Source organism: Methyloversatilis sp. XJ19-49, from assembly GCF_024580145.1.
Classification (GTDB): Bacteria; Pseudomonadota; Gammaproteobacteria; order Burkholderiales; family Rhodocyclaceae; genus Methyloversatilis.
The window spans coordinates 297,759-314,753 of record NZ_JANINI010000001.1; the positions used below are offsets into that span (position 1 = coordinate 297,759).

The window sequence follows — 16,995 nt, forward strand, 5'->3', positions numbered from 1 at the left end:
AGCTTGGGCTGTGGGAGCGGCGGCCTCGCCGCGATCCGCACGCTGCAATGTGACCATCGCGGCACGATCGCGGCGAGGCCGCCGCTCCCACAAGGTCCGCTCCCACATAGCCTCTCCCTCAAGGCCTTTCCCGAAGCGTCCGCCCCTCAGCTTACGCATATCCCCGGCGCAACATCGCCCCCCCCGCCCGGGCTTGATGTTTGTATGCTCCATCGCATCTGAAGGTATGGGCTGCAGACTGCAGTCCGGATCGACGATTTTCACGAGGAATGAACATGCATCCCGACGCCCCCGACGCGGCAGGTGGCGACGTAATCGAAGTCACCCTGACCAATTTCCAGCGCGATGTGATCGACACGTCACAGCGCATGCCGGTGCTGGTTGATTTCTGGGCGCCCTGGTGTCAGCCCTGTCAGGCGCTGACGCCGCGGCTCGAAGCGCTGGTCGCCAGTTACGCCGGCCGGGTGCGGCTGGCCAAGATCAACTCGGACGACAACCCGGAGCTGGCGCGCCGCTTCGGCGTGCGCGGTATTCCGAATGTAAAGGCCTTCGTCGGCGGCGTGATGGTCGATGAATTCACTGGCGTGCTGCCGGATCGCGAACTGCGCGAATTCATCGACGCCCTGCTGCCGTCGCCGGCCGAACCGACCTGCGACGAGGCGCGCGCCGCGCTGCTGCGTGGTGATGCAGACACGGCGCTGGCGCTGAACGAGGCCGCGCTCGACCTCGATCCGCTGTTCGAACCGGCCATGCTGGGCCGGGTAGAGGCGCTGATCGCACAGGCAAAGCTGGACGAAGCTCAGGCCGCACTCGATGCGCTTCCGGGCGACATGACAGACCGCGCGCGCGTCGGCACGCTGTACGCGCGCATCGCCGTCGCGCGGCGCCAGCCGGGCGACGCCGACCACGACTACGCGGCGCGCATTGCACGCAACCCGGATGACCTTGCGGCACGCCTCGAATGGTCGGCGCTGCACGCGGCGGAAGAGGACTGGGAGGGCGCGATGAAGCAGGCGCTCGAAGTGGTCAGACGCGACCGGGATTTCGGCGACGATGCCGGCCGGCGCACGCTGATCGATCTGTTCGACCTGCTCGGCAGCGACCACCCGCTGGTGCGCCACTACCGCCGCGAACTGGCGGCCGTGCTGAACAAGTGATGGCGGAGGGCACGCGCATCCGCTGCTTCGCCCCGGTGGCCGATCCGGCGACCGCGCGCGTCCTCATCCTGGGCTCGATGCCCGGTGCGGCATCGCTTGACGCCAACCAGTACTACGCCCATCCGCGCAACCAGTTCTGGTCCATCATGGGTGCCCTGTTTGGCGCCCACCCCGCACTGCCCTACACCGAACGGCTGGCGATGCTGACCGGCGCCGGCCTCGCGCTGTGGGACGTGCTTTCGAGCTGCGAGCGACGCGGCAGCCTGGATTCGGCGATCGATCTGCGCTCGGCCCAGGCAAACGATTTCGCCGCGTTTCTTGGGCGCCACACCGGCATCCGGCGCGTACTGTTCAATGGCGCGCTGGCCGAAGCCTGCTTCCGGCGCGACGTGATGCCGCACGTCCGCCCGCTCGACATGCTGAGACTGCCGTCGACCAGCCCGGCCCACGCCGGCCTGTCGGCAGCCGACAAGCTGCTGGCCTGGCGGACCGCCCTGCAACCCTCAGCCATGGACGTGGTCTGAGCCGCCTTGAATTCTATGGATACGACTACATGACTTTCCTGCTGTTCGGCCTCGGCCTTGTCGCGTTGATCGCAGGCGCCGAGCTGCTGGTGCGCGGCGCCTCGAAACTGGCGCTGTCCTTCGGCCTTTCGCCGCTGGTGGTCGGACTCACCATCGTCGCCTTCGGCACCAGTTCGCCGGAACTGGCGGTGTCGGTGCAGTCGGCCTGGAACGGCAAGACCGACATGGCGGTCGCCAATGTTGTCGGCAGCAACATCTTCAACGTGCTGTTCATCCTCGGTCTGTCGGCGATGATCACGCCGCTGCTGGTCGACAAGCAGCTCATCCGCCAGGAAGTGCCGATCATGATCGGCGTATCACTGTTGTTCGCCGCACTGACGCTGGATGGCGGCGTATCCTTTTCTGACGGCGCGATTTTCGTCGCGCTGATGATCGGCTACACCACATTCCTGATCATCCAGAGCCGCCGGCAGACCAAGGCGCTCAACGACGAGTATGCGGACAGCGTCGGAGAGAAAAGTACCGGCTGGGATGCAACGCTGCCGGTGCAGCTCGTGCTTATCGTGGCAGGACTGGGCCTGCTGGTCCTTGGATCGAACCTGCTGGTCGAAGCAGCCATCGTGTTTGCGCGGCAGCTCGGCCTTAGCGAAGCGGTGATCGGGCTGACCATCATCGCAGCCGGCACTTCGCTACCGGAGGTGGCGGCGTCGGTCACCGCGGCACTGCGTGGTCAGCGCGACATCGCGGTCGGCAATGTCGTCGGCAGCTGCACCTTCAACATCCTGTGCGCGCTGGGCGTGTCGTCACTGGTGGCACCGAGCGCGCTCACATTGCCAGCCTCCATGCTGGCTTTCGACATCCCGGTGATGACCGCTGTCGCCATCGCCTGCCTGCCCATCTTCATGACCGGCAACCTGATCGCCCGCTGGGAAGGCGCGCTGTTCTTCGCCTACTACGTCGCCTACACGCTCTATCTCATCATGGCCGCCAAGGACCACGACGCACTCGGCGACTACGCCTTCGTGATGCAGACCATCGCGCTGCCGCTGACCGCAATCACGCTGGTCATCATCGTGGTGCGGCATCTGCGCGGGCGCAGGACGGGCGTGTAGCAAAGGGGTCGGAACGGAACCAACAAACAAAAACAGGAAGCTCAGCTTCCTGTTTTTGTTTGTCTGGAGCGGGAAACGAGACTCGAACTCGCGACCTCAACCTTGGCAAGGTTGCGCTCTACCAACTGAGCTATTCCCGCGGTGCGGATGACCCGGGCGGGTTATCCGACAGATGTACTGGAGGCGAGGGTCGGAATCGAACCGGCGTCCACGGCTTTGCAGGCCGCTGCATGACCACTCTGCCACCTCGCCGGTGGTGCCGCCATCTGACTGGCTGCAAACAACAAGGGGGAAGCAGGACTTCCCCCATTTGAATATCTTGGAGCGGGAAACGAGACTCGAACTCGCGACCTCAACCTTGGCAAGGTTGCGCTCTACCAACTGAGCTATTCCCGCAAGACAGGCGCGCATTATAGGTCTGGCAGAAAACCTGTCAAGACATGCGGCGAACAATTTCGCCGGCTCGGCAAGACTCGATCTAGAGCGCCTTGCGCGCGCGCAGTTCGGGCCAGGCTCGGCGCATGTAATACACCATCGAATACACCGTAAGCACCGCAGCGATCCAGATCAGCCAGCGGCCGATGGGGGCAATGTCGATGCCGAGCAGTGGTTCGTAATAGAGCAGCATCGGGATGGCCGTCATCTGCGCGGTCGTCTTCACCTTGCCTATCATCGACACTGCGACGCTGCGCGAAGCACCGACCTTGGCCATCCATTCACGCAGCGCCGAGATGGTGATTTCTCGCCCGATGATGACGAACGCAACGATCGTGTCGACACGCTGCAACTGCACCAGCATGATCAATGCCGCGGCCACCATGAGCTTGTCGGCCACCGGATCGAGGAAGGCACCGAAGGCGGAGGTCTGGTTCAGCGTGCGTGCGAGGTAGCCGTCGAGCCAGTCGGTCACCGCGGCGATGATGAACACCAGCGTTGCGGTGAGGTTCTTGTCGGCCATCACCAGCGTGCGCTCGGGCAGGAAGAACACACCGACGAACAGGGGAATCAGCAGGATGCGCGCCCAGGTGAGCGCGGTCGGTACGGTGAACATGGAGTCAGTTTAACTGCCGCTGTATCTGTTCGGCCAGTTTGCGACTGATGCCTTCCACGCGACACAGGTCTTCGACCGTGGCATTGCGCACGCCGCTCAGTCCGCCAAAGGTTGTCAGCAGCCGTTTGCGGCGCGCCGGACCGATGCCCGGAATGTCTTCCAGCGTCGAGGTGAGGCGCTTCTTTTCGCGCCGCGCACGGTGGCCGGCGATGGCAAAACGGTGTGCTTCGTCGCGAATTTCGGCAATCAGGTGCAGCGCCGGATGCTCCGGCCCGAGCACCAGCCCCGCCTCGACGCCAGGACGGATGAGCTCTTCTGCACCCATCTTGCGCTCCACGCCCTTGGCCACGCCGACCAGCGGCAGATCGAGCCCGAGTTCGGCCATCACCTCGACTGCGATGCCCAACTGCCCCTTGCCGCCATCGATCAGCACCAGATCAGGCCGCACACCTTCGCCGGTGACCACCTTCTCGTAGCGGCGCGTCAGCACCTGTCGCATCGCGGCGTAGTCGTCGCCGGGCGTGACGCCTTCGATGTTGTAGCGACGGTATTCGCTGTTGCGCATCGCCCCGTTTGCCCACACAACGCAGGACGCCACCGTGGCTTCGCCCATCGTGTGGCTGATATCGAAGCATTCGATGCGCTCGGGGGCCACGTCCAGCTCCAGCGCCTCGACCAGCGCGCGCACGCGGTGCGTCGCGCGCGCGCCGGCGTCGAGCTTCACGCGCAGCGCGATCTCGGCGTTCTTCAGGGCCATGTCAGCCCAGGCGCGCTCGCGCTCGTTGCGCGCCAGTGCCAGCGCCGTGTCGGGAATGGGCGCTTCGGCATCGTCTTCCGGCAGCACACTCACGATGACGCGACCCGGCGGCGGCTGGGCGGCGAAGTGCTGGGCGAGGAAGGCACAGAGCATGTCGGCTTCGCTGCCCTGCCCGGCGGCCGGGAAATGCGCGTGGTCGCCCAGGTGGCGACCGCCGCGCACCATCGCGTGATTGACGCAGGCGGTGCCGTCACGTTCGACCGCGACCACGATGTCGATATCCTCGTCGCGCGCGCTGTCGGCGTACTGCTTGTGCAGCACACGGCTCAGCGCCTTGATCTGGTCGCGCACCTGGGCCGCCTTTTCGAACGCAAGCGCCTCGGCGGCCGCATTCATCTGGTCGGACAACCGGTCGATCACCTCGCTGTGCCGCCCGCTCAGAAACAGGCTGGTCAGCCGCACATCCTCGTCGTAATCGGCCTTCGACACCTTGCCGACACAGGGTGCGGAGCAACGGTGGATCTGGTGCAGCAGGCAGGGCCGCGAGCGGTTGGCGAACACGCTGTTCTCGCAGGTGCGCAGCAGGAAGGCGCGCTGCACCAGCTGTATCGTTTCGCGCACCGCCCACACGCTGGGCAGCGGCCCGAAGTAGCGCGCATCGCGTCCCACCGTGCCGCGGAAGAAGGCGATGCGCGGGAAGGCATCCTGCGTGAGCTTGATGTAGGGGTAGGACTTGTCGTCCCGGAACAGGATGTTGTACTTCGGCCGCAGGCTCTTGATGAGGTTGTTCTCGAGGATGAGCGCTTCGGCCTCGGAGCGTACGACCGTGGTGTCCACCCGCTGCACCTGCGACACCATCATGCCGATGCGCGGGCTCGACGCGGTGCGCTGGAAATACGACGACACGCGCCGCTTCAGGTTTTTCGCCTTGCCGACGTAGAGCACTTCTTCGTCGGCACCGATCATGCGATACACGCCGGGCGCCTCGCTCAGCGTCTGCAGATAGGTCTTGGCGTCGAACACGCTCATCGGGCCGGCATGCTGGACTGTACGGCCGGCCGGTCAGGCGGTGAGCCGCTGCACCTGATCGAGCGCATCGCGATAGCGTGTGTCCTGCGCGAGCTGCGTACGGTCGCCGAACGGCTGCTTCGGCAGCAGCGACGCCACGCGTGCGCTGCGCTCGGCGTCGGGCGCCGGATGCCAGCCGTCAATGAGCCGGATCGCCTGATCACGCGCATTGCACACCAGCACCATGTCGCAGCCGGCGTCCCACGCCGCTTCCGCGCGCGCGACAACGTCACCGACGACCGATGCACCTTCCATCGACAGGTCATCACTGAACACCACGCCGTCGAATTCGAGCCGGCCGCGCAGGATGTCCTGCACCCACTTGCGCGAGAAGCCCGCCGGCAGCGCATCGACCGCCGGGTAGATGACGTGCGCCGGCATCACGGCATCGATCTGCCGGCCCAGTTGCAGATAGGGCTGGATGTCGGTGCGCCAGATCGTGTCGAATTCGCGTTCGTCGACCGGGATGGCGACATGCGAATCCGCGGCGACGAAGCCGTGACCGGGAAAGTGCTTGCCGACCGACTTCATGCCGGCCGCGCGCAGGCCCTCGGCGAGCGCGCCGGCCAGTGCGGCGACGATGGCCGGATCGCCGTGAAACGCACGGTCGCCGATGACGGCGCTGGCACCGAAATCGAGATCGAGCACCGGCGTGAACGACAGATCGACGCCGAGCGCACGCAGTTCGGCGGCCAGCACGAATCCGGCGGCGCGCGCTTCGCCCAACGCTGCGGTGGCATCGACTTCGTACCGTGTGCCCAGCGTGCGCATCGCCGGCAGATGGGTGAAGCCATCGCTGCGGAAACGCTGTACGCGACCGCCCTCGTGGTCGACCGCGATCAGCAGCGGCGGTGTGCGCACGGCGTGGATGGCTTCGGTCAGCGCCGCGAGCTGGCGCGCATCGGCGAAGTTGCGGGCAAACAGGATCAGCCCGCCGACCGAAGGATGCGCGAGCAGTTCGCGGTCTTCGGCGTCGAGTTCGAAGCCGGCCACGTCGAGCATGACCGGACCGGGTGGCGTATGCCTCATGCCGGGGTCTCCGTGCGCTCGACCACGACGAAGGCCAGCGCGTACGCGACCTCGTCCGACAGCGACAGATGCGGATGCAGGCTGCGCTGGTCCAGCCACTGCGTCAGCAACTCGTCAAACAGGAACACCGGCTTGCCGAGGTCATCATGCGTCACGGCGATGGAGCGCAGCAGCACCGGCGCACGCACCCCGGTCCCGAGCGCCTTGCCGAGAGCTTCCTTGGCCGCGAAACGCTTGGCGAGAAAACGTGCCGGTTCGCGTGCGCGCTCGAACTCGACCATTTCGGACACAGCCAGAATGCGCCGTGCCAGCGCCTCGCCATTGCGCGTGACCAGCCGTTCCAGCCGCGCGATGCTGCACAGATCAGTGCCTACACCGAAAATCATGCCGCCCTCCCCGCCGCCTCTCGCATAAGTTGCTTCATTTCGCGCACCGCCTCGCGCAGGCCGACGAACACCGAACGGCTGACGATGGCATGGCCGATATGCAGTTCGCGCACGCCCGGCAGTTCGGCCACCGGCTGCACATTGGCGTAGTTCAATGCGTGACCGGCGTTGAAACGCATGCCCAGATCGCGGATCGCCTTGCCGGCGGCGCGCACCTTGTCCAGTTCAACCGCCACCGGCTGCGATTCGCGATCGCGGCCGAAACCGTGGAAGGCGTGTGCGTAGGGGCCGGTATGTACCTCGCACACCTGGGCACCGATGCGCGCTGCCGCTTCGATCTGCGGCAGTTCGGCGTCGATGAATACGCTGGTGACGATGCCGGCGTCGCGCAGGCGGCCGACCACGCCATGCAGCCGCTCTTCCTGCGACACGATATCCAGTCCGCCTTCGGTGGTCACCTCGTGCCGCCCTTCCGGCACCAGCATGGCCATTTCCGGCTTCAGCCCGCATGCGATGCCGACCATTTCATCGATGGCCGCCATTTCGAGATTGAGCTTGATGTGCACCAGATCGCGCAGCCGGCGCACGTCGTCGTCCTGGATGTGACGACGGTCTTCGCGCAGATGCACGGTGATGCCGTCGGCACCGCCCAGATGCGCCTCCACTGCAGCCCACACCGGATCCGGCTCGTAGGTGCGGCGCGCCTGGCGCAATGTGGCAACGTGGTCGATATTGACGCCGAGTTCGATCATGAGTCAGAGATCCTGTAATTCGATGAATACACGCCGGGTACGCAGTTCCTGCCCCTGCAGATAGTGGGCGATCAGCGTGCGCATCAATGTTCTGGCCAGACGCGCGACCTGCGGATCGCCGTAATCGTCACCGCTGATCGCCAGCGCCTGCGCGCCCGTGAGGCCGACGACATGCGGCGCTTGCGCGTCGCCTGCCACAAGGCCCTGATCGGGCACGTAATGGTAGGAGGCATCTCCAGCCAGCGCGGTGCCGTGCGCGTCGACGTCAAGCGTCAGACCGTAACCCAGTTCCTGCAGCAGCGACTTCTCGAAGCTGCGCAACAACACCTGATGACCGGCCGTTTCGCCCGGTGCCAGCGCCAGCTTCTGCAACGTGTCGGCATAGCGGTCGAACAGCGCCGGGTGCGCGTCCTCGCGTGCCAGCAGGCGCTGCAGCAATTCGTTCAGATAGTAGCCCAGCAGCAGCCGCGGTCCGGACAGCATCGGCCATGCGCGCTGCCATTCGGCGCGCGCCAGCGTGCGCAACTCGCCCTGACCGAACCAGCCCAGTTCGAGCGGCTGGAATTCCACCAGCACTCCGCGCAGCGCGGCACGCGGTCGCTTGGCGCCACGTGCCACCAGACCGATGCGGCCGAAATCGCGGCTGAACACGTCGACCACCAGGCTGGTTTCGCGGTAGGGATGGGCCTGCAGCAGGAAGGCGGGCTGGCCGTCCACCCGCTGCTTGCCCGAACTCACCTGAACGCCTTCCGGCAGCGCGCGCTGCACCACCGCGCGGAAGGCACCGGCGCTACGCTCACGGCTCGAAACCCAGACTTTTCAGGGCGCGCTCGTCGTCGGCCCAGCCGCTGCGTACCTTCACGTGCAGTTCGAGGAACACCTTGGAGTCGAACACCTTTTCCATGTCATGCCGCGCCGCGCTGCCGACGGTCTTGAGGACCTCGCCACTGCGGCCGATCACGATGCCCTTGTGCGCCTCGCGGCCGACGATGACGGCCGCGGCGATGCGGCGCAGATTGCCTTCCGCCTCGAAGCGTTCGATCTCGACCGCCAGACCGTAAGGCAGTTCGTCGCCCAGTTGCCGGAACAGCTTCTCGCGGATGTACTCGGCGGCGAGAAAGCGTTCGCTGCGATCAGTGAAGTCGTCGGCGTCGAACATGGCCTGGCCTTCAGGCAGCAGTTCGCCGGCCACCTTCATCAGCGCATCGAGCCCGTCGCCACGCTGGGCGCTGACCGGCAGGATGGCGTGGAAGTCGTGCAGCTTCGCAATGCGTTCGACGAAGGGCAGCAGCTTTGCGCGATCACCCGCCTTGTCGGTCTTGTTCAGCAGCAGCAGCACCGGCCGGTCTTTCGGCAGCAGCGCAATCACTTCCTGATCGGCTTCGGTCAGCTTGCCTGCTTCGATGACGAACACGATCACGTCGACGTCGGCCAGCGCCTGTGTCACCGAGCGGTTCATCACGCGGTTGAGCGCATTGCGGTGTTTCGTCTGGAAACCGGGCGTATCGACGAACACGAACTGACGGGCGTCACGGGTCAGCACGCCGTGTATGCGGTGCCGCGTGGTCTGTGCCTTGGCCGAGGTGATACTCACTTTCTGGCCGATCAGACGGTTCATCAGCGTCGATTTGCCGACATTGGGTCGGCCGACAATGGCAATGAAGCCACAGTGGGTGATCGGCGGAGTGGCCGGTTGCGCGGTCGGCAATGCATCGGGCGGCGTGTCCGGCAATTCGCTGTCCGCAATGGAATCGTTCATGTCTGTCCCTGCAGTTGTTCGAGCGCGCGCGATGCGGCGGCCTGTTCGGCGGTGCGCCGGTTGCTGCCTTCGCCTTCGGTCGCGAGGCCCAGCGCCTCGACGCGGCAGCGCGCGCGGAAGGCCTGGGCATGTGCCGCACCCGTCACGGCGCTGATTTCATAGACCGGAAGCGGCTTGTGTCGTGCCTGCAGCCATTCCTGCAGTGCGGTTTTCGGGTCGCGCGAATCGAGGTCAGGGTTCAGACCGGTCAGACGCGCGCCGAACAGCCGCTCGACCGTCTGCCGCGCCGCGCCATACCCGGCTTCGATGAACACTGCGCCGATCAGCGCTTCGAGTGCGTCGGCGAGGATGGATGGCCGGGAGCGGCCACCGGTCTTCACCTCGCCCTCTCCAAGCCTCAGTGCGCTGCCGAGATCGAGTTCGCACGCCATGTCGGCCAGCGTGTCCTGCTTGACCAGATTGGCACGCAGACGGGACAGCACGCCTTCCGGAAGCTCCGGGAAGCGCTCGCACAGCAGATCGGACGCGATGCAGTCGAGCACCGCGTCGCCGAGGAACTCGAACCGTTCGTTGTGCGTAGCGGAAAAACTGCGATGGGTCAGCGCCTGGGTCAGCAAGTGCTTCGATTCGAAGACGTGGCCGAGCCCCTGCTCGATCTGCCCGGCGGAGGTCACGACGTCAGTTCGGCCCGGTGGCCGACCCTTCGAATTCGAACAGGATGCTTACAGGGCCGAACATGTGCACCTTGCGGTCATAGGCAAACGAGACCTCGACGCCGTTCGAGTCCTTGATGATGTCGAGATCCGCCGGCGTGACGCTGGACATCTCGTCCATGATGGATCGCTTGGCGAAGGCGTTGCGGTAGTCAGCCACCGTGCCGTTCTTGATCTCGCCGTTTTTCACGATGGCATTCACGTTCTTCAGGATGGTGTAGTACTCGATGACCGCCGGAATCGTCTTCATGCCGAGCACCAGAACGATGCCGATGACGCCGGCAACGAACAGGAATCCCACCAGACTCAGACCGGATTGCTTGCGCAGCATCTGTTGCTCCTCATGATGCGATCAAACTACCTGAAGCTGCCGATACGGCCGAAATCGATGCCTTTCGGCGGCAGGATGGTGTCCGCGTGGAACCAGATGAAAAAAGCCTTGCCCACGATGTTCTTGTCCGGCACGAAACCCCAGATGCGGCTGTCGGCACTCTGGTCACGATTGTCTCCCAGCACCAGATAGTGGCCAGCCGGCACTTCGCAGCGCACACCCTCGCGATTGTAGACGCAGTTTTCGCGCCCCGGAAAATCGAGTGCGGTCGGAATGTCGGCCCGCGCATCGCGGTCGTTCAGGATGTGGTGCTGCACGTCACCCAGGGTTTCGCTGAAGCGACTGGAGTAGTAGGCGCGCTCGCTGTGGAAATAGTCTTCCGCAGGTTGCAGCGGGACTTCGACACCGTTGATGGTCAGCCGCTTGTTCTGATAGGCCACAGTATCGCCGGGCAGGCCGACCACGCGCTTTATGTAATCGACAGACGGATCAGCCGGGTAGCGGAACACCATCACATCCCCGCGCTGCGGATCATTCATCGGAATGATCTTGTCGTGCAGCACCGGCAGACGCACGCCGTAGGTGAATTTGTTCACCAGGATGAAATCTCCTATCAGCAGCGTCGGAATCATCGATCCGGACGGTATGCGGAACGGCTCGACGACAAAACTTCGCAGCCCGAACACGACGATGATGACGGGGAAGAAGCTTGCGCCGTATTCAACCCACCAGGGGTCCGGCGCACCGGCCGGCCGCTTGCGCGCGAACACCATGCGGTCCAGGCCCCACAGGATGCCGGTCACCACGCAAAGCACGAAAAGGATGAGTGCGAAATTCAAGATTCGGATCCAGTCTTTTTATTTGTCGTCGACGCGCAGTACGGCGAGGAACGCCTCCTGCGGTATTTCGACGTTGCCTACCTGTTTCATGCGTTTCTTGCCGGCCTTCTGCTTTTCGAGCAGCTTCTTCTTGCGTGAAATATCGCCGCCGTAGCACTTGGCCAGCACGTTCTTGCGCAACGCCTTGATCGTTTCGCGCGCAATGATGTGCACCCCGATCGCCGCCTGCACGGGCACGTCGAACATCTGGCGCGGAATCAGCTCGCGCATCTTGGCCGCCACTTCGCGGCCGCGGTATTGCGCGTTGGCCCGGTGCACGATGACTGACAGGGCATCGACCTTTTCGCCGGCGACCATGATGTCGAGCTTCACCACGTCCGCTGCGCGGTATTCCTTGAATTCGTAGTCTAGCGAAGCGTAACCGCGCGACACCGATTTGAGCTTGTCGAAGAAATCGAACACCACCTCGGCCATCGGCAGGTCGTAGGTGAGCTGCACCTGACGGCCGTGATACAGCATGTTCACCTGCTGCCCGCGCTTCTGCTCGCACAGCGTGATCACCGCACCCAGATATTCCTGCGGCAGGAAGATGACCGCCTTGATGATGGGCTCGCGGATCTCCGACATCTTCGATACTTCGGGCAGCTTGGCCGGATTCTCGACCATGACGATGCTGCCGTCGTTCATCAGCACCTCGTACACCACGGTCGGCGCCGTGGTGATGAGATCCATGTCGAATTCGCGTTCCAGCCGCTCCTGCACGATTTCCATGTGCAGCATGCCGAGAAAGCCGCAGCGGAAACCGAAACCCAGTGCCTGCGACACTTCCGGCTCGTACTGCAGAGATGCATCATTCAGCTTGAGCTTCTCGAGCGACTCGCGCAGTTGGTCGTACTCGCTGGCTTCCACCGGGTACAGTCCGGCAAACACCTGCGGCTTGATTTCCTTGAAGCCGGGGAGCGGCTCGGGCGCACGGTGATCCGCCAGCGTGATGGTGTCGCCGACCTTGGCTGCCTTCAGTTCCTTCAGGCCGCAGATGACGAAACCGACCTCACCCGCCGACAGGCTTTCGCGCGACAGGGACTTGGGCGTGAACACGCCGACCTGATCGACCTGGTACTGCGCCCCGGTCGACATGAACAACATCCGGTCCTTGGGTTTCAATGCACCATCGACCACGCGCACCAGCATGACGACGCCGACGTAGTTGTCGAACCAGGAATCGATGATCAGAGCCTTCAGCGGCCCCGCCGGATCACCCTTGGGCGGCGGGATGCGCACGACGATCATTTCGAGGATGTCGTCGATGCCCAGGCCGGTCTTGGCGGAACACTGGATCGCATCGGTTGCATCGATGCCGATGACGTCCTCGATCTCCTGGCGCGCATTCTCAGGATCCGCCTGCGGCAGATCGATCTTGTTCAGCACCGGCACCACTTCCACGCCCAGGTCAAGCGCGGTGTAGCAGTTGGCGACCGTCTGCGCCTCGACGCCCTGCGACGCATCGACCACCAGCAGCGCGCCTTCGCAGGCGGACAGCGAACGGCTCACTTCATAGGAGAAGTCGACATGGCCCGGGGTGTCGATCAGGTTGAACTGATAGATCTGACCGTCGTTGGCCTTGTAACGCAGGGCCGCGGTCTGCGCCTTGATCGTGATGCCGCGTTCGCGCTCCAGATCCATCGAATCAAGGACCTGCGCCTCCATTTCGCGGTCGGACAGGCCGCCGCAGCGCTGGATCAGACGGTCGGCCAGCGTGGACTTGCCGTGGTCGATGTGGGCAATGATGGAAAAGTTTCGGATGTGCTGCATCGTCAGATTGGAAACAGGAATGAAAAAGGGTGCCCTTGGCGGCACCCTTGTCTGGTCAGCCGGACCGACGAGATCAAGCCCGCGATTCTAGCAGATAGGCCTGCACCGCCTGCGGATCAAGCCGGTGACGGCACAGTTCGCGCTCGCCGGCGCACAGCACCGGGATGTGTTCGCCATAGGAGGCTTCGAATTCCGGGTGCTCGTCGATGTCGACTTCGCGCACTTCGACGCCAAGCGGCGCGATCATCGGTGTCAGCTGCTCGAGCAGATCGTCGCACAGATGACACCAGCGACGCAGATAGAGCGTCAGCGCCGGCGCATGTGGCGGCAGATTCACTTCTCCGCGTCCTGACCGTTCGGCACGCGCAGTGTCAGGAAGGTCTGGTTGGTGCCCCGCCGGACCAGAACGGTCAGGCCGATCTTCGGTTCCATGCCGGACAGGATGCTGTTGAACTGGTCCAGCGTGGACACGGGCGTCTGCTTGCCACGCGCAATGACGGCAAGGATGACGTCGCCGATGCGCAGGTCCGACCGGACGCCGCCAGTGATGTTTTCCACCCGCAGGCCACCTTCGATCTGCATGCCGCGCCGCTGCTGCGGCGTCACTTCGGACAGCACCAGACCCAGGCGGTTGGACTGCGGTGCCGCTTCCGGAGCACCGCCGCCACGGCGGCTGCGTCGCGGATCGGCCTGATCGTCGTTCAGTTCGGCTACCGTGACCGCGATGTCGCTCGTGGCGCCATTGCGCCACACCTGGGCGATCGACGATGCGCCCGGCTTGGTACCGCCGACCAGTCGCGGCAGATCTCCCGATCCTTCCACCGGTTTGCCGTCGAAACGCAGGATGACATCCCCCGGCACGATACCGGCGACTTCGGCCGGGCCACGCGGTTCGACAGAACTGACCAGCGCGCCTTCCGGCCGCTTCATGCCGAAGGAATCCGCGAGTTCCTTTGTCACCTCCTGGATCACGACGCCGATGCGCCCGCGCTGCACGCGCCCGTTGGTACGCAGTTGCGACTGGATGTCCATCGCGACGTCGATCGGGATCGCAAACGACAGCCCCATGAAACCACCGTTGCGGCTGTATATCTGGGAGTTGATGCCGACCACTTCGCCGCGCAGGTTGAAAAGCGGACCGCCGGAATTGCCCGGGTTGATCGCCACATCGGTCTGGATGAACGGCACGAAATTTTCCTGCGGCAGCGAGCGCCCCTTGGCCGACACGATGCCGGCCGTGACCGAACTTTCGAAGCCGAACGGCGAACCGATGGCCACCACCCACTCGCCGACGCGCAGCTTGGCTGCGTCGCCGAATTTCACCATTGGCAGACCCGTAGCGTCGATCTTCAGCACCGCAATGTCGGTGCGCTTGTCGGCGCCAACCACACGCGCCTTGAATTCGCGCTTGTCGCTGAGCTTGACGGTGATTTCCTCCGCTTCATCAACGACATGCGCATTGGTCAGCAGGTAGCCGTCGGCCGACACGATGAAGCCCGATCCCAGCGAGCGCGCATCCGGTGATCCCGGGCCGCCAGGTTGCTGCGGCACAAAGCGACGGAAGAAATCGTACATCGGGTCATTTTCGTCCATGCCGGGCGGCATCTGCGGCATGGCGCGCGTGCTGACCTTCTGCGTCGTGCTGATGTTCACGACCGCCTGCCCCTGCCGCTCGACCAGCTCGGAAAAATCCGGCAACTGGCGCGGTGCGGGTGGCTGCGTCGGCGCCGCAGCCGTGACAAACGTCGTGACGAAACTCAGGAACAACGCGGCAATGAATGCTTTCATGATTCCGGACGGGTTCGGGTTTGCGGAACGGCACGGATCGCCGGCAGCAGCTCGGCACGCGGTTGCACACGTCGAAGCCACAACACGGATGCTGCAAGGCCGGTAACGGCACCGGCTGCAACCGCCAGATCCGAACTACCGACGACGACGCGCGCAAGCAGCGCACCGGCGAACATAGCGGCGAGACCGACGCCATAGGTCATCAGCGCGGCGACCAGCGGGGCATTTTGCGGAACCGAAACCTCGACACGGTCGCCTTCTGCAACCGCGTGCGATATCGGAATCACGTAGGTGGTCGGACGGGCTGAACAGGCCTGAGCGCAGCCACCGACATCGTTGCAGCGGCCGCAGCCGCTGCTGCGCACGACGTCCACCCAGGCAAGGCGACCGGCGACGCGTCGCACCCGACCCTGCCGGATGTCCATCAGCGCTTCTGCTCCACGCCCTCGACCATGCGCAGCAAGCTGTGCGGTGGCACTTCGCCGAGTGCGGTGACGATGAAGTTGCCCACCCGGCGCTTGAACACGTTCACCGCGCCGTGCTTCATCGGTCCGATGAAGTTGCCGTCTTCCTTGCGGAACGGTTCGATGAACACCGATATCGCAGCGAGGCCGTCAGAAAACACCATGTGCACCATGTCCGGACGGTCCGGGCCGAGCGAGCGGCGCATGCCGGCAATCTGCCGGAACCCCGGCACCGGTGCGCTGGCCACCCAGCCGACATCCACATTCTGACCTGTGGTCGTGCTGGCGGAATGTACCGCCCAGCCCTCCGACATCGCCGCCATGCGCGATCGGACATCCTCGCGGCTGAGCGGAAGCCCTATTTCAAGTTGTGCGAAAGCAAACTGCTCGATCGCCTCGCCGCGTTCATTGACCATGCGCGCCTTGAGCAGCAGGCCAGTCTGCGCCTCGATCCAGAACACGTATCCAAAACGGAAACCATCCTTGGGTTCAAGCAACACTGAATGCGTCTCGAACCCTGCTACCCGGCCGGGCGCTCCGCGCTTGATTGCGTAAAACTCGCTCAGCGCGTTGATCGATTCCGGAAGCAGCGACGGGAAAGTCTTGCGCGAACCCCGCCGGTCTTCGATGACGATCTTTTCTTTCGGCAGGTAGCAGCGCACCTCGTCGTTGATGCGCACGACCTCCCGCGGACTGCCGTCGAGTACCTCGAGACGTTCGATGGAACTGCCGTCCGCGTCGACATAATGCGCAATGCGGGACGTTTCGACGTTGGCACCGCTTTGGTATACGAAGGTGCCTGCGTAGGACATGTTCTGCGAGGCGGTGACCGCCCGGCTCAACATGGAAAGCGCTTCAGCCTGGCTCTGCGCCCAAGCGACCGGCCCGCCGATCAGGGCAGCCAGCAAGCAGACTGCGCGGAAGATCATCGACGGTCGTCGGCCGAAACATCCGAAACACCGCGTGCGTAGAGCGCAACGCCCTGCATGCTCCCGGTAGGCGAGTAGCCGTGGTGTGCGACAACATAGGCACGCAAAGGTGCGTCATTGCTGACAACGGCAGCCCGTACCTGCGGCGTGTAACCCACCGCCGGGGTGGTGGCCGCCATCTGCACCGGAGCACCGGCCGGCATCAGGTCGAGCCCCAGCCAGGACACGAGTGCGACGCCGGAAACGGCGGCGGCTGCGGACATCCACATGCGCCTGGGGCTGGCCGCCGCCGATCGACGCATGACTGGAGCCAGCACCGTCGGCTCGTCGTCAAGTCTACTCATGACCGACGCCGTGAACGTCGCGCCAAGTCCGATGTCTCCACGCAGGGCGTCTCCGACTGCAACCTGCAACGCAAATTCGTCGCGCAGGTCACCGTCTGCATGCAGGCGATCGAGCACCTGCTGGGCCTGTCGTTCTTCGAGTTCGTTGTCGATCAACGCGCTCAGATTTTCTTTCATGGG

General features: G+C 64.3%; 19 protein-coding genes and 3 tRNA genes. 3 read left to right on the plus strand and 19 right to left on the minus strand.

The annotated features are described in order from the left end of the window. The first annotated feature begins 275 nt into the window (after positions 1-275). Genes NMQ16_RS01330 through NMQ16_RS01340 form a run of 3 tightly spaced genes read left to right on the plus strand, consistent with a single transcriptional unit; the run spans position 276 to position 2,793 of the window. Positions 276-1,157: a tetratricopeptide repeat protein gene (locus tag NMQ16_RS01330; RefSeq protein WP_257078684.1), complete on the plus strand. Its 882-nt coding sequence runs from the start codon at positions 276-278 to the stop codon at positions 1,155-1,157. Further along, complete coding sequence (locus tag NMQ16_RS01335) at positions 1,157-1,681, plus strand: DNA-deoxyinosine glycosylase (RefSeq protein ID WP_257078685.1); 525 nt, start codon at positions 1,157-1,159, stop codon at positions 1,679-1,681. The genes NMQ16_RS01330 and NMQ16_RS01335 overlap by 1 nt, the downstream gene beginning before the upstream one ends. 29 nt (positions 1,682-1,710) lie before the next feature. Beyond that, positions 1,711-2,793, plus strand: coding sequence for a calcium/sodium antiporter (locus NMQ16_RS01340; RefSeq protein WP_257078686.1), 1,083 nt, complete (start codon positions 1,711-1,713; stop codon positions 2,791-2,793). A 64-nt stretch (positions 2,794-2,857) separates the two neighbouring features. On the opposite strand, the gene NMQ16_RS01345 is transcribed toward NMQ16_RS01340, so the two are convergent. From NMQ16_RS01345 to NMQ16_RS01435, 19 genes are all read right to left on the minus strand, one after another. After that, positions 2,858-2,933: transfer RNA gene (locus tag NMQ16_RS01345), tRNA-Gly, on the minus strand. Between the two features lie 38 nt (positions 2,934-2,971). Beyond that, positions 2,972-3,045 (minus strand) — tRNA-Cys (locus tag NMQ16_RS01350). A gap of 68 nt (positions 3,046-3,113) precedes the next feature. Continuing rightward, a tRNA-Gly gene (locus NMQ16_RS01355) sits at positions 3,114-3,189 on the minus strand. An 82-nt stretch (positions 3,190-3,271) separates the two neighbouring features. Beyond that, complete coding sequence (pgsA, locus tag NMQ16_RS01360) at positions 3,272-3,844, minus strand: CDP-diacylglycerol--glycerol-3-phosphate 3-phosphatidyltransferase (protein WP_257078687.1); 573 nt, start codon at positions 3,842-3,844, stop codon at positions 3,272-3,274. A 4-nt stretch (positions 3,845-3,848) separates the two neighbouring features. Next, entirely contained in the window at positions 3,849-5,630 is a 1,782-nt protein-coding gene (gene uvrC / locus NMQ16_RS01365; protein ID WP_257078688.1) for an excinuclease ABC subunit UvrC, read from the minus strand. 33 nt (positions 5,631-5,663) lie between these two features. Further along, entirely contained in the window at positions 5,664-6,698 is a 1,035-nt protein-coding gene (gene nagZ / locus NMQ16_RS01370; protein WP_257078689.1) for a beta-N-acetylhexosaminidase, read from the minus strand. Beyond that, complete coding sequence (gene acpS, locus NMQ16_RS01375; RefSeq protein ID WP_257078690.1) at positions 6,695-7,084, minus strand: holo-ACP synthase; 390 nt, start codon at positions 7,082-7,084, stop codon at positions 6,695-6,697. The genes nagZ and acpS overlap by 4 nt, the downstream gene beginning before the upstream one ends. Next, a complete protein-coding gene (locus NMQ16_RS01380) occupies positions 7,081-7,836 on the minus strand; it encodes a pyridoxine 5'-phosphate synthase (protein ID WP_257078691.1) in 756 nt (251 codons plus the stop codon). Before NMQ16_RS01380 ends, acpS begins: the two co-directional genes overlap by 4 nt. Positions 7,837-7,839: 3 nt before the next feature. Then, positions 7,840-8,574 carry a DNA repair protein RecO gene (recO, locus tag NMQ16_RS01385; RefSeq protein ID WP_257078692.1) on the minus strand — a complete coding sequence of 245 codons (735 nt, stop codon included), beginning with the start codon at positions 8,572-8,574 and terminating at the stop codon, positions 7,840-7,842. 58 nt (positions 8,575-8,632) lie between these two features. After that, the gene (gene era / locus NMQ16_RS01390; RefSeq protein WP_257078693.1) at positions 8,633-9,595 is read right to left on the minus strand and encodes a GTPase Era; all 963 of its coding nucleotides are present in this window, start codon (positions 9,593-9,595) and stop codon (positions 8,633-8,635) included. After that, complete coding sequence (rnc, locus tag NMQ16_RS01395; RefSeq protein WP_257078694.1) at positions 9,592-10,269, minus strand: ribonuclease III; 678 nt, start codon at positions 10,267-10,269, stop codon at positions 9,592-9,594. Before rnc ends, era begins: the two co-directional genes overlap by 4 nt. Before the next feature lie 4 nt (positions 10,270-10,273). Then, positions 10,274-10,639, minus strand: a complete 366-nt coding sequence (locus NMQ16_RS01400) for a DUF4845 domain-containing protein (RefSeq protein ID WP_257078695.1) — start codon at positions 10,637-10,639, stop codon at positions 10,274-10,276. Between the two features lie 26 nt (positions 10,640-10,665). Then, positions 10,666-11,478 carry a signal peptidase I gene (gene lepB / locus NMQ16_RS01405; RefSeq protein WP_257078696.1) on the minus strand — a complete coding sequence of 271 codons (813 nt, stop codon included), beginning with the start codon at positions 11,476-11,478 and terminating at the stop codon, positions 10,666-10,668. An 18-nt stretch (positions 11,479-11,496) separates the two neighbouring features. Further along, positions 11,497-13,290 carry a translation elongation factor 4 gene (gene lepA, locus NMQ16_RS01410; protein WP_257078697.1) on the minus strand — a complete coding sequence of 598 codons (1,794 nt, stop codon included), beginning with the start codon at positions 13,288-13,290 and terminating at the stop codon, positions 11,497-11,499. 73 nt (positions 13,291-13,363) lie between these two features. Then, the gene (locus tag NMQ16_RS01415; protein WP_257078698.1) at positions 13,364-13,627 is read right to left on the minus strand and encodes a glutaredoxin family protein; all 264 of its coding nucleotides are present in this window, start codon (positions 13,625-13,627) and stop codon (positions 13,364-13,366) included. After that, the gene (locus tag NMQ16_RS01420) at positions 13,624-15,078 is read right to left on the minus strand and encodes a DegQ family serine endoprotease (protein WP_257078699.1); all 1,455 of its coding nucleotides are present in this window, start codon (positions 15,076-15,078) and stop codon (positions 13,624-13,626) included. The genes NMQ16_RS01415 and NMQ16_RS01420 overlap by 4 nt, the downstream gene beginning before the upstream one ends. After that, complete coding sequence (locus tag NMQ16_RS01425; protein WP_257078700.1) at positions 15,075-15,503, minus strand: SoxR reducing system RseC family protein; 429 nt, start codon at positions 15,501-15,503, stop codon at positions 15,075-15,077. The genes NMQ16_RS01420 and NMQ16_RS01425 overlap by 4 nt, the downstream gene beginning before the upstream one ends. Next, entirely contained in the window at positions 15,503-16,471 is a 969-nt protein-coding gene (locus tag NMQ16_RS01430) for a MucB/RseB C-terminal domain-containing protein (RefSeq protein ID WP_257078701.1), read from the minus strand. The genes NMQ16_RS01425 and NMQ16_RS01430 overlap by 1 nt, the downstream gene beginning before the upstream one ends. Then, positions 16,468-16,992 (minus strand): sigma-E factor negative regulatory protein, encoded by a 525-nt coding sequence (locus NMQ16_RS01435; protein ID WP_257078702.1) that lies wholly within the window; start codon positions 16,990-16,992, stop codon positions 16,468-16,470. Before NMQ16_RS01435 ends, NMQ16_RS01430 begins: the two co-directional genes overlap by 4 nt. Positions 16,993-16,995: the final 3 nt, after the last annotated feature.

What these genes read in the sequence shown, in the direction of transcription:
- NMQ16_RS01330 (WP_257078684.1), top strand. Translation starts at nt 276, where the DNA reads ATGCATCCCGACGCCCCCGACGCGGCAGGTGGCGACGTAATCGAAGTC.
- NMQ16_RS01335 (WP_257078685.1), top strand. Translation starts at nt 1,157, where the DNA reads ATGGCGGAGGGCACGCGCATCCGCTGCTTCGCCCCGGTGGCCGATCCG.
- NMQ16_RS01340 (WP_257078686.1), top strand. Translation starts at nt 1,711, where the DNA reads ATGACTTTCCTGCTGTTCGGCCTCGGCCTTGTCGCGTTGATCGCAGGC.
- pgsA (WP_257078687.1), bottom strand. Translation starts at nt 3,844, where the DNA reads ATGTTCACCGTACCGACCGCGCTCACCTGGGCGCGCATCCTGCTGATT.
- uvrC (WP_257078688.1), bottom strand. Translation starts at nt 5,630, where the DNA reads ATGAGCGTGTTCGACGCCAAGACCTATCTGCAGACGCTGAGCGAGGCG.
- nagZ (WP_257078689.1), bottom strand. Translation starts at nt 6,698, where the DNA reads ATGAGGCATACGCCACCCGGTCCGGTCATGCTCGACGTGGCCGGCTTC.
- acpS (WP_257078690.1), bottom strand. Translation starts at nt 7,084, where the DNA reads ATGATTTTCGGTGTAGGCACTGATCTGTGCAGCATCGCGCGGCTGGAA.
- NMQ16_RS01380 (WP_257078691.1), bottom strand. Translation starts at nt 7,836, where the DNA reads ATGATCGAACTCGGCGTCAATATCGACCACGTTGCCACATTGCGCCAG.
- era (WP_257078693.1), bottom strand. Translation starts at nt 9,595, where the DNA reads ATGAACGATTCCATTGCGGACAGCGAATTGCCGGACACGCCGCCCGAT.
- NMQ16_RS01400 (WP_257078695.1), bottom strand. Translation starts at nt 10,639, where the DNA reads ATGCTGCGCAAGCAATCCGGTCTGAGTCTGGTGGGATTCCTGTTCGTT.
- lepA (WP_257078697.1), bottom strand. Translation starts at nt 13,290, where the DNA reads ATGCAGCACATCCGAAACTTTTCCATCATTGCCCACATCGACCACGGC.
- NMQ16_RS01420 (WP_257078699.1), bottom strand. Translation starts at nt 15,078, where the DNA reads ATGAAAGCATTCATTGCCGCGTTGTTCCTGAGTTTCGTCACGACGTTT.
- NMQ16_RS01425 (WP_257078700.1), bottom strand. Translation starts at nt 15,503, where the DNA reads ATGGACATCCGGCAGGGTCGGGTGCGACGCGTCGCCGGTCGCCTTGCC.
- NMQ16_RS01430 (WP_257078701.1), bottom strand. Translation starts at nt 16,471, where the DNA reads ATGATCTTCCGCGCAGTCTGCTTGCTGGCTGCCCTGATCGGCGGGCCG.
- NMQ16_RS01435 (WP_257078702.1), bottom strand. Translation starts at nt 16,992, where the DNA reads ATGAAAGAAAATCTGAGCGCGTTGATCGACAACGAACTCGAAGAACGA.